The 15224-nt window shown below is 69.7% G+C and carries 10 protein-coding genes and 1 pseudogene; 3 read left to right on the top strand and 8 right to left on the bottom strand.

Annotated elements, in window-relative coordinates:
- Positions 1-102 precede the first annotated feature (102 nt).
- Positions 103-3197: pseudogene (locus PHLH3_RS12465) on the bottom strand (MdtB/MuxB family multidrug efflux RND transporter permease subunit).
- Positions 3194-4483 (bottom strand): MdtA/MuxA family multidrug efflux RND transporter periplasmic adaptor subunit, encoded by a 1290-nt coding sequence (locus PHLH3_RS12460; protein WP_213629546.1) that lies wholly within the window; start codon positions 4481-4483, stop codon positions 3194-3196. Before PHLH3_RS12460 ends, PHLH3_RS12465 begins: the two are co-directional and overlap by 4 nt.
- A gap of 236 nt (positions 4484-4719) precedes the next feature.
- Here PHLH3_RS12460 and PHLH3_RS12455 point away from each other — a divergent pair, with 236 nt between their 5' ends.
- Together PHLH3_RS12455 and PHLH3_RS12450 are read left to right on the top strand one after the other, a co-directional pair.
- Positions 4720-6150: a TldD/PmbA family protein gene (locus PHLH3_RS12455; RefSeq protein ID WP_213629544.1), complete on the top strand. Its 1431-nt coding sequence runs from the start codon at positions 4720-4722 to the stop codon at positions 6148-6150.
- Positions 6150-7490 (top strand): TldD/PmbA family protein, encoded by a 1341-nt coding sequence (locus PHLH3_RS12450; protein WP_213629542.1) that lies wholly within the window; start codon positions 6150-6152, stop codon positions 7488-7490. Before PHLH3_RS12455 ends, PHLH3_RS12450 begins: the two co-directional genes overlap by 1 nt.
- Before the next feature lie 658 nt (positions 7491-8148).
- On the opposite strand, the gene tpx is transcribed toward PHLH3_RS12450, so the two are convergent.
- From tpx to PHLH3_RS12420, 6 genes are all read right to left on the bottom strand, one after another.
- Positions 8149-8646, bottom strand: a complete 498-nt coding sequence (gene tpx / locus PHLH3_RS12445; protein WP_043244675.1) for a thiol peroxidase — start codon at positions 8644-8646, stop codon at positions 8149-8151.
- Positions 8647-8826: 180 nt separating this feature from the next.
- Positions 8827-9081 carry a DUF2790 domain-containing protein gene (locus PHLH3_RS12440; protein ID WP_213629541.1) on the bottom strand — a complete coding sequence of 85 codons (255 nt, stop codon included), beginning with the start codon at positions 9079-9081 and terminating at the stop codon, positions 8827-8829.
- A 202-nt stretch (positions 9082-9283) separates the two neighbouring features.
- Entirely contained in the window at positions 9284-10168 is an 885-nt protein-coding gene (locus tag PHLH3_RS12435) for an HlyD family secretion protein (protein WP_173174565.1), read from the bottom strand.
- Between the two features lie 7 nt (positions 10169-10175).
- Positions 10176-10376 carry a DUF1656 domain-containing protein gene (locus tag PHLH3_RS12430; protein WP_213629539.1) on the bottom strand — a complete coding sequence of 67 codons (201 nt, stop codon included), beginning with the start codon at positions 10374-10376 and terminating at the stop codon, positions 10176-10178.
- Positions 10366-12531, bottom strand: a complete 2166-nt coding sequence (locus tag PHLH3_RS12425) for an FUSC family protein (RefSeq protein ID WP_213629537.1) — start codon at positions 12529-12531, stop codon at positions 10366-10368. The genes PHLH3_RS12430 and PHLH3_RS12425 overlap by 11 nt, the downstream gene beginning before the upstream one ends.
- Positions 12532-12541: 10 nt before the next feature.
- Positions 12542-14047 carry an efflux transporter outer membrane subunit gene (locus PHLH3_RS12420; protein WP_213629535.1) on the bottom strand — a complete coding sequence of 502 codons (1506 nt, stop codon included), beginning with the start codon at positions 14045-14047 and terminating at the stop codon, positions 12542-12544.
- Positions 14048-14216: 169 nt separating this feature from the next.
- On the opposite strand from PHLH3_RS12420, the gene PHLH3_RS12415 reads away from it, so the two are divergent.
- The gene (locus tag PHLH3_RS12415) at positions 14217-15170 is read left to right on the top strand and encodes a LysR family transcriptional regulator (protein WP_173174416.1); all 954 of its coding nucleotides are present in this window, start codon (positions 14217-14219) and stop codon (positions 15168-15170) included.
- Positions 15171-15224 lie beyond the last annotated feature (54 nt).

Genomic DNA, 15224 nt, shown 5'->3' with positions numbered 1-15224 from the left:
GAGCTGGAAGCTGGAAGCTGGAAGCCGGAAGCAAAAACCTCACTCCCAGGAGACCGCTCTGCCACTTCAAGCTTCCAGCTTCAAGCTTCAAGCTCGCCGCGCTCATACTTCGACTCCGGCGGCACTGCGGCCGGCGAAGCGCCGCGACAACCGATCGAAAGCGAGGTAGATCACGGGCGTCGTAAACAACGTCAGCACCTGGCTCACCAGCAGGCCGCCGACCATCACCAGGCCCAGGGGCTGGCGCAGTTCCGCGCCGGAGCCGCTGGCGAGCATCAGCGGCACGGCGCCGAACAGCGCGGCCAGGGTGGTCATCAGGATCGGCCGGAAGCGCAGCAGCGCCGCCTGGTAGATGGCGTCCTCGGGGCCATGCCCTGGTTGCGTTCGGCGTCGAGGGCGAAGTCGATCATCATGATCGCGTTCTTCTTGACGATGCCGATCAGCAGGATGATGCCGATGATGGCGATCAGGCCCAGGTCGTTGCCCGACAGCAGCAGCGCCAGCAAGGCGCCGACGCCCGCCGAGGGCAGTGTGGAAAGGATGGTGATCGGGTGGATGTAGCTCTCGTAGAGCACGCCCAGGACGATGTACATGGTCACCACCGCCGCCAGGATCAGCAGCAGCGTGCTCGACAGCGAGGCCTCGAAGGCTGCCGCCGCGCCCTGGAAGCGGGTCTGGATGCCTTCGGGCATGCCGATCGCCTGCTGCACCCGCTCGATCACCTGCACCGCCTCGCCCAGGGCGACGCCGGGAGCCAGGTTGAACGACAGGTTCACCGCCGGGAACTGGCCGATGTGGTTGATCGCCAGCTCCGTCTGCCGCTCCTCGATGCGCGCCAGGGTCGAAAGCGGCACCTGCACGCCGTCGGTGCCGGCGACGCGCAGCTGCTGCAGCGCCTGCGGGCCGATGCGATCGCCCGTGGCGGACTCCAGCACCACGCGGTACTGGCTGGCCTGGGTGAAGATGGTGGAGATCTGCCGCTGGCCGAAGGCGTCGTAGAGCGCATCGGTGATGGCCGAGACTTCCACGCCCAGGCGCCCGGCCATGTCGCGGTCGATGTCCAGGTACACCTGCAGGCCCTTGTCCTGCAGGTCGCTGGCCACATCCGAAAGCTCCGGCTGCTGGCCCAGGGCGTCCACCAGCTTGCCGGTCCACTCGCGCAGCAGCTCGGCGTCCGGGGACTCCATGCTGAACTGGAACTGGGTGCGGCTGACCCGGTCCTCGATGGTCAGGTCCTGCACCGGCTGCAGGTACAGGCGGATGTCGCTGAGCTTGTCCAGTTGCGGCTGCAGGCGCTGGATCACCTCGCTGGCGGTCAGGTCACGCTCGCCGTGGGGCTTGAGGTTGATCAGCATGCGCCCGCTGTTGAGGGTGACGTTGTCGCCGTCGACGCCGATATACGAAGTCAGGCTGGCCACCGCCGGGTCCTTCAGCACCAGGTCGGCGAGGCGCTGCTGGCGCTCGCTCATGGCGCGGAACGACACCGATTGCGGCGCCTCGGTGATGCCCTGGATCACGCCCGTGTCCTGCACCGGGAAGAAGCCCTTGGGCACCGCCAGGTACAGCACCACGGTCAGCGCCAGGGTGGCGACGGCCACCAGCAGGGTCAGCGCCTGGTGGCGCAGCACCCAGCGCAGGCCGTGGGAATAGCGCTCGATCATGCCGTCGATGAAGGCGCCGCTGGCGCGGTAGAAACGGCCCTGCTCCTTCTCCTGCGGCTCGGGCTTGAGCAGCCGCGCGCACATCATCGGCGTCAGGGTCAGCGACACCACCAGGGAAATCAGGATGGCCACCGCCAGGGTGATGGCGAACTCGCGGAACAGCCGCCCCACCACGTCCGCCATGAACAGCAGCGGGATCAGCACGGCGATCAGCGAGAAGGTCAGGGAGATCAGGGTGAAGCCGATCTGCTTCGCCCCCTTGAGCGCGGCCTCCAGTGGCGTGGCCCCCTCCTCCAGGTGGCGGGCGATGTTCTCCAGCATGACGATGGCGTCGTCCACCACGAAGCCGGTGGCGATGGTCAGCGCCATCAGCGTCAGGTTGTTCACCGAGAAGCCGGCCAGGTACATCACCCCGAAGGTGCCCACCAGGGACAGCGGCACGGCGATGGACGGGATCAGCGTGGCACTGACCCGGCGCAGGAACAGGAAGGTCACCATCACCACCAGGGCGATGGCGATCAGCAGCTCGTGCTGTACGTCGGTGACCGAGGCGCGGATGGTCTGGGTGCGGTCGGTGAGCACCACCACGTCCAGGCCCGCCGGCAGGTTGGCGGTCATCTTCGGCAGCAGCTCATGGATGCGGTCGACCACCTCGATGACGTTGGCGCCGGGCTGGCGCTGGATGTTCAGCAGCACCGCCTCGTTCTGGTTGGCCCAGGCGGCCAGGCGTTCGTTCTCCGCACCTTCGACGATGGTCGCCACGTCCTTCAGGCGCAGCGCCGCACCGTTCTTGTAGGCGAGGATGAGGTTGGCGTACTCCTCCGGCGACTTCAGCTGGTCATTGGCGTCCAGCATCGAGGTGCGCGTCGGGCCGTCGAAGTTGCCCTTGGGCTGGTTGACGTTGGAAGCGCTGACCAGCGAGCGCACGTCCGAGAGGTTCAGGCCGTTGGCGGCGAGCGCCTCGGGGTTGACCTTGATGCGCACCGCCTGGCGCTGGCCGCCGGCGATGCTGACCATGCCGACGCCGCTGATCTGCGACAGCTTCTGCGCCATGCGCGTGTCGACCAGGGTGTGCAGCTGCGGCAGCGGCAGGGTCCTTGAGCTCACCGCCAGGGTCAGCACCGGGGTGTCGGCGGGGTTGACCTTGTTGTAGACCGGCGGCGCCGGCAGGTCGTTGGGCAGCAGGTTGGTGGCCGCGTTGATCGCCGCCTGGACCTCCTGCTCGGCCACGTCCAGCTGCACCTCCAGGCTGAAGCGCAGGGTGATCACCGAGGCGCCGCCGGAGCTGGTGGAGGACATCTGCGTCAGCCCCGGCATCTGCCCGAACTGGCGCTCCAGCGGTGCGGTCACGGCGCTGGTCATCACGTCCGGGCTGGCCCCCGGGTAGAGCGTCATCACGCGGATGGTCGGGTAGTCCACCTCCGGCAGCGCCGAGACCGGCAGCAGACGGTAGGCGATCAGGCCGGCCAGCAGGATCGCCAGCATGCTCAGCGTGGTGGCGACCGGCCGCAGGATGAACAGGCGGGAGATGTTCATACGCCGCCTTTTTCAGCCTTGTCGCCCTGTTCAGCGCCCTTGTCCGCGCCTTGCAGCTGCTCGCTCGGCTGGGTCGGCACCTGGTCGCTGTCGTGCACCACCTCCACCTCGCTGCCGTCACGCAGGCGGTCGGTGCCTTCCAGCACCACGCGCTCGCCGGCCTTGAGCCCGGCCTTGATCACGGTGCGCTCGCCATCGCTCGGGCCGGTTTCCAGGGCCTGCACGCGCACCTTCTTGTCGCCGTCCATCACGTAGGCGAAGGTGCCCTGGTTGCCGAACTGCACGGCGGCGGACGGGATCATCACCGCCTGCCTGAGGGTGTCGGCCAGCAGGCGCACGTTGACGAACTGGTTGGGGAACAGCGTCTCGCCCTCGTTGGCGAAACGCGCCTTGAACTTCAGGGTGCCGGTGGCGGTGTCGATCTGGTTGTCCAGGCTCTGCAGCACGCCCTCGGCCTGCTTCAGGGTGTCGCCACGGTCCCAGGCCTCCACCGCCATGGAATCACCGGCGCGGAAGCGCGTGACCACCGAGGGCAGCTGATTCTCCGGCAGGGTGAAGGTGACGCTGATGGGCTTGGTCTGGGTGATCACCACCAGCGGCGTCGTGTCGCCGGAGCTGACCTGGTTGCCCAGGTCCACCTGGCGCAGGCCGACGCGGCCGGTCACCGGGGCGCGCACCTGGGTGAAGCTGAGGTTGAGCTTGGCATCGGCCACCGCCGCCTGGTTGGCCTTCACCGTGCCCTTGTACTGGCCCACCAGGGCCTCCTGGGTGTCCAGGGTCTGCTTGGCGATGCTGTCCTCGGCGTAGAGGCCGCGGTAGCGGGCCAGGTCGATCTCGGCGTTCTTCAGCTGCGCCTGGTTCTGCAGCAGCGTGCCCTCCGCCTGCTGCAACGCCACCTCATAGGGGCGCGGGTCGATCACCGCCAGCAGGTCGCCGGCCTTCACCTGCTGGCCTTCCTCGAAGGCCAGCTTCATCACCTCGCCGTTGACCCGGCTGCGCACGTTCACCGTGTTCAGCGAGGTCACGGTACCCAGCGCCTTGTAGAACACCGGGAAATCGCCCTGGCTCGCGGCCGCCACGCGTACCGGCACCGGCCCGCCGAATGCACCGAAGCCCGGGCGCGCCATGCCGGCGGGGCCGGGGCGGGTGCGGCTCGCCTCCGCATCCTGGTGCTTGGACGAGGCCGGCCAGAACCACCACACCAGCGCCACCAGGGCGGCCAGGCAGAGGGCGATGATCAGCCAGTTGCGGGAACGAGGGGAGCGGGAGTCTTGTATCGGGGACATGATTGAAGGTCGGTCTGTGCGAGAGCGTGCACGATAAGCACTCGGCGCCCCGAGGCAAAGCCTCTTTACCGCCTATTTACCCATTCCTTACCCCAGCGCGGGCGCGGCCTTGAGCGGTGGCGGCCCTTGGCGGCGCGCTGCGCAAATGTCACATCTCCTTTCCGTGCGCGCACTTGTCCATCCAGGCGACCCGCGCGACCATGCGCGCTCGCCTTTCCGCTTCCTGGGAGTGCCCCGTGTTCGAACGACTCAAGCAGCAGTTCTCCACCCTGCGCAGCCGCGCCGACTTCCATGCCCTGCGCATCGTCCGCCAGAGCGGCGAGCACTGCCAGGTAAGGCGCAACGTCGCCGAGCCGCCGTTCTTCTCCAGCGACCTGGGCGCCATGCTCAGCGTGCGCATCGGCGGCGTCGAAGCCTATGCCGCCACCAGCGACCTCAGCACCGCCGGCCTGCAGCGCGCCCTCGACCTGGCCGAAGCGCGCGCCCGGCTGATCGCCCCGTACAACCTGGTGGACGCCCGCGTCGCGCCGCCCCAGGGCCGCGCCGACTACCGCTCCCCCGGCCTCGACCAGCCGCTGCCCGGCATCGCCGAGCGCATCGAACTGCTGCGCGAGGAATCCGCCGCGGTGCCCGCCGACCCGCGCCTGGTCAACTGGACCCTGCTGCTCAGCGTCGACCGCCACGAGCAGCTCTACCTCAACAGCGCTGGCGCCGAGCACTGGCAGGAACTGCAATTCGTCTACCCCGGCGCCAGCGTCACCGCCTTCGACGGCCACGACAGCCAGACCCGCAGCTTCGGCGGCTACCACGGCGGCCAGCAGGGCGGCGCCGAGGTCATCCGGCGCCTGGGGCTGCGCGGCGCGGCCCCGCGCGTGGCCGACGAGGCGCTGCAGCTGCTGCTGGCGCCCAACACCCCGGAAGGCCCGCGCGACCTGCTGCTGATGCCCGAGCAGATGATGCTGCAGATCCACGAATCCATCGGCCACCCGCTGGAGCTGGACCGCATCCTCGGCGACGAGCGCAACTACGCCGGCACCAGCTTCATCCGCCAGGAAGACTTCGGCCACTACCAGTACGGCTCGGCGCTGCTCAACGTCAGCTTCGACCCGGGCATCCCCGAGGAACTGGCCAGCTACGGCCACGACGACGACGGCAGCGCCGCCCGGAAGACCCTGCTGATCGAGAAGGGCCTGCTCCTGCGCCCCCTCGGCGGCGCCCTCTCGCAGCAACGCAGCGGCCTGCCGGGCGTCGCCAACAGCCGCGCCTGCAGCTGGAACCGTGCCCCCATCGACCGCATGGCCAACCTCAACATCGAGCCCGGCGACCAGCGCCTGGAGCAGCTGATCGGCGGCATCGAGCGCGGCATCCTGATGACCACCAACCGCTCCTGGTCCATCGACGATGCGCGCAACAAGTTCCAGTTCGGCTGCGAATGGGGCCAGCTCATCGAAAACGGCGAGCTCAAGGGGGTGGTGAAGAACCCCAACTACCGGGGCATCTCCGCCAGCTTCTGGCGCAGCCTCGCGGCGGTGGGCGATTCCAGCACCTTCGAAGTGCTCGGCACCCCCTTCTGCGGCAAGGGCGAGCCCAACCAGGTGGTGCGGGTGGGCCATGCCTCCCCCGCCTGCGTATTCAGCCAGGTCGACGTATTCGGAGGTGCAGCCTGATGAGCATCCATATCGACGCCCGCGAAGCCGGCTTCGCCGCCCTCGCCGACGCCCTGCGCCAGGCCATGCGCCCCGGCGAGGACTTCACCCTCTGGTACAGCGCCGAGGCCTCCGACTTCATCCGCTTCAACCACGCCCGCGTGCGCCAGGCCGGCCACGTGTCCCAGGCCGGGGCCACCCTGCAGCTGATCGCCGCCGAGCGCCAGGCGCAGATGGCCGTCACCCTCTCCGGCCAGCCGGACGAAGACCGCCAGCGCCTGGCCGACGGCCTCGAACGCCTGCGCGCAGTGATCGGCCAGTTGCCGCCCGATCCCTACCTGATGCCCGACCGCACGCCCTGGCAGCGGCGCCACGTCGACACCCAGCCGCTGCCCGACCCGGCCGCCGTGCTGCCCTGCATCAGCGCCGCCGCCGAAGGCCTGGACCTGGTCGGCATCTACGCCGCCGGCCCGCTCTACCGGGGCTTCGCCAACAGCTGGGGCGCCTTCGGCTGGCACAGCGCCCACTGCTTCAACTTCGACTTCAGCCTGTTCCACGCCAACGGCCAGGCGGTGAAGGCCGACTACGCCGGCCAGGGCTGGAACGACGACGAATTCCATCGCCGCTTCGCCGCCGCCCGCGCCCAGCTGGAGCACCTGGGCAAGCCGCTGCGCGTGCTGGCGCCCGGCGGCTACCGCGCCTACATCGCCCCGGCGGCGCTGGAGGAGATCACCGGCATGCTCTGCTGGGGCGGCTTCTCCGCCCGTGCCCTGGCAACCAAGGAAAGCCCGCTGCAACGCCTCGACGGCGACGGCGCCCGCTTCAGCCCGCTGCTGGGCCTGCACGAGCAGGTGGCCGGCGCCCTGTCCCCGGCCTTCACCGCCGAAGGCTCGCCGCGCAGCGATGTCGCCCTCATCGAACAAGGGCGCCTCACCGGACGCCTGGTGGGTTCGCGCAGCGCCCGGGAATACGGCCTGGCCGGCAACGGCGCCAGCGGCGACGAGAGCCCCCAGGCCCTGGTGATGGACGCTGGCACCCTGCCCGAGGCGGACGCCCTCGCCGCCCTCGGCACCGGGCTCTACATCGGCAACCTCTGGTACCTGAACTGGTCCGACCTGCCCGCCGCCCGCATCACCGGCATGACCCGCTTCGCCACCTTCTGGGTGGAGGACGGCCGCATCCAGGCGCCGGTCAGCACCATGCGCTTCGACGACAGCCTCTTCGACCTCCTCGGCGAGCAGCTCGAAGCCCTCACCGCCGAACGCCAGCTGCGCCTCTCCGCCAGCACCTACGGCGAACGCCAGACCCTCTCCTCCCTCCTGCCCGGCGCGCTGTTCAAGCGTTTGCAGCTCACGCTATAGCGCCACACCATCCGTAGCCCGGGCTTCAGCCCGGGAGCGGACACGCCCCACGCGGGTTCCACCCGCCCTACGAATCCGACCGGTGCGTAGGGTGGACGACGCCTCACCCGTCTACCATTCGCGGCCGATCCAGGCACCGCTGGTGGAGGTAAAAAGCGACCTCCACCCGACACACGGCTCAACCCCGCAACCGGCCTTGCGGCACTAGGCACATCCCAACTCCGTCGATCGGCCCTGGCACGCCCCGTAGGAGCGAATTCATTCGCGATGGACTATCCGGCCACTCGCAGCCTGGTGCCAACGGCGGGCCTTTCGCGGCTGAAGCCGCTCCCACAGGGAGTACCTGCCACGGCCGAACATCTCCGCGTTGGGCCTCGCTACGCTCGGCGCCAACCTACGGCACCACGCCCCTCGCAGGTCGGGTGCAACCCGACACCCCGGCGCCATACCACGCGGGTTCCACCCGCCCTACGAATCCGACCGGTGCGTAGGGTGGACGACGCCTCACCCGTCCACCATTCGCGGCCGATCCAGGCACCGCTGGTGGAGGTAAAAAGCGACCTCCACCCTACACACGAATCAACGCCGTGCCTGGCCAAGGAATCCCGCCCAAAGAAAAAGGGAGGCCAATGGCCTCCCTTTCGTCACCCTCGCCCGATCAGAGCGCGGCGATGGCGGCTGCGTAGTCCGGCTCGTCGGCGATTTCGCCGACCAGCTCGCTGTGCAGCACCTTGTCGTTCTCGTCCAGCACCACGACGGCGCGGGCGGCGATGCCGGCCAGGGGGCCGTTGGCGATGGCGACGCCGTAGTCCTTGAGGAACTGCGCGCCACGCATGGTGGACAGGTTGATCACGTTTTCCAGGCCTTCAGCGCCGCAGAAGCGCGCCTGGGCGAACGGCAGGTCGGCGGAGATGCACAGCACCACGGTGTTGGCCAGCTTGCTGGCTTCGGCGTTGAACTTGCGCACGGAGGTGGCGCAGGTGGGGGTGTCGACGCTCGGGAAGATGTTCAGCACCTTGCGCTTGCCGCTCAGGCTGGCCAGGGTCACGTCCGCCAGGTTGCCGCCGACCAGGCTGAAAGCCGGTGCCTGGGCGCCCTTGGCCGGCAGTTGGCCATCGACGCTGACGGGGTTGCCCTTGAGGGTTACTTGAGCCATGGAGTTGATCCTTTTATTGATGGGTTGTTCTGTACTGCAAGCAAGAGTGCCGCAGGATAATGAATTCCGACCGGCAAGTCAGATATTTAATCCAAACGTCACACGCACCCGATGGCTCCCCCCAGAAACGACAATGCCCGGCTCATCGGGCCGGGCATCTGTCACGTCGAGCGGCTGGGCTCAACCGTTGGAGCAACCATTGCCGAACACCATGTATTCGAGGCGATGGACCTTGCCCTGGTGGTCCTCGTAGGTCAGGTAGGCCGGCACCACGCCGCAGACATCGGGGATCTCGCTGCGGGAGATGACCCGGGCGATGTCCAGCTCCATGCCGTAGTGGTACTGCTCGACCTGGGTGGTGGCGGGTTGTTCGGGGGTGGCAGCGAAGACGAGAGGAGACAGGCCGGCCAGGGCCAGCAACATGAACGCTTTCATTGATCTGTTATCCGAATTGCCTTGGGAAGGGGCTTCGGCCCGCTCTCCACGAACGGGCCGAAGGTACAGCGCAACACCGCAAACACGGTGAGGTAGATCAGCATGTGCCTCGTCGTGGGAGGCAGGACGATTTTAAGGAGCGCCCCGCGACGCTTACAGACCGATCCAGCACAAGGACTGTGGCCGCTGGATCAACAATCGCTCAGCCCCGCGCAGCGTCCCCGCCCTGCCCCTCGTCCACCACCACGGTGCAGGTCATCCCGGCGGACAGCGCCAGCCCCTCGGGCACCTCGTCCAGGTGGATGCGCACCGGCACGCGCTGGGCAAGGCGCACCCAGTTGAAGGTCGGGTTGACGTCCGCCACCAGCTCGCGGCTTTCCGGGTTGTCGCGGTCGTAGATGCCCCGCGCGATGCTGTCGACATGCCCCAGCAGGCGCTCACCGCTCATCAGGCGCATCTCCACCTTCGCGCCCACGTGGATGCGCGGCAGGCGGGTCTCCTCGAAGTAGCCGTTGACGTAGAACGACTGCCCGTCCACCAGCGCCATGCTCGCCTGGCCGGTGCGCGCGTAGTCGCCCCGGTAGACGTTGAGGTTGGTGACGTAGCCGTCCACCGGCGCGCGCACCTCGGTGCGCTCCAGGTCCAGCCGCGCGGCATCACGGCGGGCCAGGGCGCGGCGGTAGCGCGCCTCGGCGCCGTTGGCGATGTGGCTCGCGTCCTCGCGGCTCTCCCGCGACACCACCAGGTCGTCCATGTCGGCGCGGCGACGGGCGTTGAGGCGGCGCATGTCCAGCTCGGCGCGGGCGGCGTCCACCTCCGCTTCCGCCTCGCTCACCGCCAGCGCGTAGTGCGAGGGATCGATGCGCAGCAGCACGTCGCCGGCCTTCACCGCCTGGTTGTCGCGCACCGGCACCTCCACCACCAGCCCGGCGACGTCGGGGGCGATGTTGATCACGTCGGCGCGCACGCGGCCGTCCCGGGTCCAGGCCGACTCCATGTAGTGCTGCCACAGCTGGTGCACCAGGGTCACCGCCAGGGCGAGGATGAGCAGGGTCGCGCCGACACTGATGATTCGTTTCACGGACAGGGGTCTCTCAACGGTAGGTGGCCAGCGCCAGGGCGCCGTACAGGCAGGTGAACAGGCTGACCCGCAGCAGCACCGGGTGCCACGCGTAGCGGTACAGGCCGAGGCGCGCGGCGAGGCGGTCGAGCAGCCAGCCGCCGGCCAGGGCCAGGAGGAACAGCAGCGTCAGGCTCGGCAGGTAGACGCCGTGCAGGGCGATCTCACGGGGCATGGGCGAGTACCGGGGCAGGTGCCGCCTCGTCCGCCTCGGCCCAGGGCGCCAGCGGGTCGAGCAGCGAGGTGCGGATGAAGTGCAGGTAGCTCTGCAGGCGACGCAGCGGCGAGGTCTCGAACTGCGGCGCGCAGGGCTCGGGAGTGGCGCGCACCGCCTCGATGGCCTGCTCCACCGCCTGCAGCGCGCGCACGCGGTTGGCTTCGCCGGGCTGGATCAACAGGCGGATCAGCGCCCGGCCCATCACCCGCACCGCCTGGCGCCAGGGCATGGACTCGGCGTAGCACGACAGCGCCGGCAACCGCGCCTGCTCCAGGCGCAGCTCGATCACCGCGTGCCCCACTTCCTGCACCGCGTACATCCAGCGCAGCAGGCGGCGCTGCACGTCCGGGCGCCCGGCGGAGAAGGCGTAGGCCTGGGCCAGCAGGTCCCGCGTGCCGCTCTCGAAGCCGCTCACCAGCCCACGGATGCGCCCGCTCACGGTGTGCACCGCGCACATGCGCAGGTCGTGCTCCAGGCGCCGCCACAGCCAGGGCCGGTTGGGCGGCAGGATCAGCGCCGCCGCCAGGGTGGCCAGGGTCATGGACAGCAGCACCGCCAGGTACTCGTTGAACAGCCGGTAGGGGTCGTAGTGGGTCAGGTTGGCCGGCAGCGACAGCAGGCAGAACCACACCAGCAGGCCGACGCCGTAGCCCGACCACTGGCTGCGCGAGAGCAGCAGCGCGCCCAGGGCGAAGGTGGGCGCCAGGGCGCAGCAGAGCATGGCGAAGCCATCCAGCCAGGGCAGCACCCAGAAGGTGGTGAAGATGCCGGCCAGGGCGCCGCCGGTGGCGCCGATCGTCAGTTGCAGGGCCAGGCGCTTGGGGTTGGACGAGGACGAGGCCAGCGCCGAGATCATCCCCACGGTCATGGTGAAGGTCTCCCCGGCGGGCCAGGCGGTGGCCATCCAGAAGGTACCGAGGGCGAGGATCAGCAGGCTGCTGCGCATGCCGGCCACGGCGGCGGCCAGGGGGTTGGCGCGGGGGCGGAAGCTCTCCCGCCAGTCCTCGCGGGCGTGGCGGTGGTCCAGCAGCGAGGCCAGGGTCAGGGCGTAGCCGTGGAGATCGTCGACGAAGCGGAACAGCAGCTCGGCGGCGGTATCGAAATCCAGCGCGCCGGCCTCGTCCACCTGCTGCACGGCCAGGCGGCCCCGCCCGGCACGGATCAGCTGCATCAGCTCCTGCCGGCAGGCCGCCAGGCGCCCGGCGAACTCCGCCGCCTCGGCGTCGCTGCCCAGGCGCTCGCGCTGGGCGGCGAGCAATGCCGCCACCTCCGCCAGGGGCGGGGCCAGGGCCTCGCGCACCCGTTGCCCGCCGGCCGGCTCGGCCAGGCGGTTGAGCAACTGGTGCAGGGCGTGGAAGCGCGTGGAAAGCACCATGAACTCGTTGTTCAGCCGCCCCAGCCGCCCGGCACGCAGGCGCATGTGCGGGTCTTCGAAGGCGGTGGCGTTGCGCAGGTTCTCCAGGCCCACGGCAGCGGCGGCGAAGCGTGCGTTGAGCGCCTCGAAGCGCTCGCTGTCCAGGCGCCCGGCCAGCCCCTCGCAGGCGAAGGCGGCGAAGTCGCGGAAGCGCACCTGCAAGGTGGCGCGCAGGTCGGCGCTGCTGGTCTGCGGCAGCACCAGCGCGCTGACCAGCCCGGTGCAGAGGATGCCGAGGGTGATCTCCAGCACCCGCCACAGCGCCGACATGAAGGCGCCTTCCGGGTGCAGGGTCGCCGGCAGGCCGATGATCACCGCGGTGTAGCCGGCCAGCACGCAGGCGTAGCCGCGAAAATCCCGGTAGCGCGCGGCACCGGCGGTGCACAGGCCGATCCAGATGGCCACGGCGAGCATGAACAGCACCCGCTCCTGGTTGAACAGGGCGATCAGCGCCACCATCACCGTCAGCCCCAGCAGCGTGCCGATGATGCGGTAGAAGCTCTTGGCCAATACCTGGCCGCTCTGCGGCTGCATGACGATGAACACCGTCACCAGCACGGTGCCGGGCTGCGGCAGCTCCAGGCGGTAGGCCAGCCACAGGGCGATGAAGGCGGTGAGCAGGGCCTTGAGGATGAACACCCAGGTGAGGCCTTCGGTGCGTGCCCAATGGGCCAGCTCGCGGCGCAGGGTCGTGGTCATGGTCGTCGTCTCAGGGGTGGGTCAATCGCAATGTGGGCTCGCCGGGCTCCAGCTCGCGGGGCTGCGGCCCCGAGGCCCCGGGCAGCACACCGCCGCCCAGTTGCAGCAGCAGGTCGGCCTGGGCCACCAGGCGCGCGGCGCGCACCCGTTGCTGCTGGCGCTGGGCCTGGAGCAGCGCCGGTTGCGCCTCCAGAACCGCACGCTGGTCGGTGAGGCCGCGCTGGCGGGCCAGTTGCGCGAGATCGAAGGCGTGCTGCGTCTGGTCCACCGACTCGGCGACGAGGTGCTGCTGCTCGCGCAGGGATTTCAGCCGCACCAGGGCATCGGCCACGCCCTTGATCGCCTGCACCAGCGCCTGGTTGTAGCCCTGCACCGCCAGGTCGTAGCCGGCCCCCGCCTCCGCCAGCCGCCCACGGCGCAGGCCGCCGTCGTAGATGGGCAGGGACAGCGCCGGCCCAAGGCCCCAGGTCAGCTTGTCGTAGCGCAAGAAATCCAGCACGCCGCCCTGCACCGCCGAGCTGCCGAGGCCGCCGAGCAGGTCGACGTTGGGGTAGAAATCCGCCTTCGCCGCCTCGATGCCCCGCGCCTCGGCCGCCACCCGCCAGCGCGCGGCCACCAGGTCCGGCCGGTGGCCGAGCAGCTCCAGGGGCAGGCGCGGCGGCAGGCCCAGGTCCAGCAGCGGCGACAAGGCCGGGCGTTGCAGCGCCTCGCCCTCCCCCGGCCCGACGCCGGCCAGGGCGGCGAGCTGGTTGCGGTCCAGTTCGATGGCCTCGTGCAGCAGGTCGATCTGCCGGTGGGCCTCGGGCAGGCCCATCCCGGCGCGGGTCTCCTCCAGGCCGGTGCCGATGCCGTCGCGGCGGCGCTGGCGAACCAGTGCCAGCAGCTGTTCCTGGCGGGCCAGCTCGGCCTCGGCGATGTCCAGCTCGGCGTGGTGCAGGGCCAGGCCTATGTAGCTGCGCACCAGGTTGCCTTGCAGCTCCAGGGCCGCCAGGCGTGCCTCGCTCGCCGTCGCCCGGGCCTGGTCGAGGGCCGACTCGCCCCGGCTGCGCTCGCGGCCCCAGAGATCCAGCGGGTAGGAAAAGCCCAGTTGGCTGGTGTTGTTCCAGCTGCTGCTGCGGGCCAGGTCGCCGGGACCATAGAAGGCATCGTCGGGCCAGCGCTTGCGCTGCAGGCTGGCGTCCAGGCCCAGCTGCGGCGCCTCGTCGGCTTCCACCACGCCTGCCCGCGCCTGCGCCTGGCGCACCCGCGCGGCGGCCATGGCCAGGCTCGGGCTGCCGGCCAGGGCGCGGTCCATCCAGCGGTCCAGCTGCGGGTCACCGAAGGCACGCCACCATTGCCCGGCTGGCCAGCCGGCCTCGGCCCGGGCGGCGGCGATGGCGGCGCCCGGCGCCAGTTCATGGGCGTCGAGGGGCCGGGAGGCTGGCGCAAGGCCGGAGGAATCGATGCAGGAACACAGAAGCGGGAAGACGGCGAACAGACTGGCTCGGGTCAACCCGGGCCGACGATTGCGGGGCACGTGCGGCACATCCTGAGGCAAGGGCCGAGAGGCCCGAAACGGCGGCGATTCTATGTGCGGCCCGGGGCCAGGATAAGCGCTCGGATAGGCGATTCATTATGTACTGATCGGCCATAATCCCCCGGCACTTCATGCCAGAATTCGCACCCCTTCCAGGTCGGAGCCCCTCATGGACATCCTCTTCAACATGCGCGCCTTCGTCTGCGTGGCAGAAACCGGCAGTTTCACCGCGGCAGCGGCCCGCCTCGACCTGACCACCTCGTACGTTTCGCGCGCCGTGGCCACCCTGGAAACCCACCTGCGCACCCGCCTGCTGCACCGCACCACCCGTCGCATCGCCCTCACCGAAGCCGGCCAGCGCTACCTGCTGCGCTGCGAGCAGATCCTCGGCTACATCGAGGAGGCCGAGGCCGAAGCCAGCGAGGCCCACGCCCGCCCCGCCGGCAACCTCAAGGTCCACGCCATGACCGGCATCGGCCAGCACTACCTGATCAAGGCCATCGCCCAGTACAGCGAGACCTACCCGGACGTGAGCTTCGACCTGACCCTGGCCAACCGCACCACCGACATCCTCGACGAGGGCTACGACATCTCGGTGGTGATCGCCCAGGAGCTGCCCGACTCGGGCTTCATCTCCAAGCAGCTCGGCACCACCTACAGCGTGCTCTGCGCCTCCCCCGCCTACATCGCCAGGCACGGCGCCCCGCGCCAGCCGTCCGACCTCACCCAGCACCGCTGCCTGCGCCTGGTGAACTCGGTGATGGCGTTGGACAAGTGGCTGTTCGAGGGCCCGGACGGGCAGCAGATGATCTCCATCAACCACACCCCCTTCCAGGTCAACACCGCGGACGCCATGACCGAGGCGCTGATGGCCGGCATGGGCATCGGCGTGCTGCCGGTGTACTCCGCCGTGAAGGGCCTGGCCGACGGCAGCCTGGTGCGCGTGCTGCCGCGCCACAGCCTGTTCCCCCTGGGCATCTATGCGCTCTACCCGTCGCGGCAGTTCCTCGACGCGAAGATCCGCACCTGGGTGGAATTCCTCCGCGACTTCCTGCCCGACCGCCTCAAGGCCGACGACGCCGTGATCACCGCCTGCAGCAACGCCTTGCCGCCGCAGCCGTAGGCTGAACCCCGCCTCACTCGCCCAACATCCGTGGTCACGCCGGGCTCCGCCGGT

The organism is Pseudomonas sp. Pc102 (assembly GCF_018408275.1).
Taxonomy (GTDB): Bacteria; Pseudomonadota; Gammaproteobacteria; order Pseudomonadales; family Pseudomonadaceae; genus Metapseudomonas; species Metapseudomonas tohonis.
This window is presented reverse-complemented; position numbering and strand designations above follow the sequence as displayed.

Excerpts from the sequence above, each read along its gene's own strand:
- PHLH3_RS12460 (WP_213629546.1), bottom strand. The coding sequence starts at position 4,483 with ATGTCCCCGATACAAGACTCCCGCTCCCCTCGTTCCCGCAACTGGCTG.
- PHLH3_RS12450 (WP_213629542.1), top strand. The coding sequence starts at position 6,150 with ATGAGCATCCATATCGACGCCCGCGAAGCCGGCTTCGCCGCCCTCGCC.
- tpx (WP_043244675.1), bottom strand. The coding sequence starts at position 8,646 with ATGGCTCAAGTAACCCTCAAGGGCAACCCCGTCAGCGTCGATGGCCAA.
- PHLH3_RS12440 (WP_213629541.1), bottom strand. The coding sequence starts at position 9,081 with ATGAAAGCGTTCATGTTGCTGGCCCTGGCCGGCCTGTCTCCTCTCGTC.
- PHLH3_RS12430 (WP_213629539.1), bottom strand. The coding sequence starts at position 10,376 with ATGCCCCGTGAGATCGCCCTGCACGGCGTCTACCTGCCGAGCCTGACG.
- PHLH3_RS12425 (WP_213629537.1), bottom strand. The coding sequence starts at position 12,531 with ATGACCACGACCCTGCGCCGCGAGCTGGCCCATTGGGCACGCACCGAA.
- PHLH3_RS12415 (WP_173174416.1), top strand. The coding sequence starts at position 14,217 with ATGGACATCCTCTTCAACATGCGCGCCTTCGTCTGCGTGGCAGAAACC.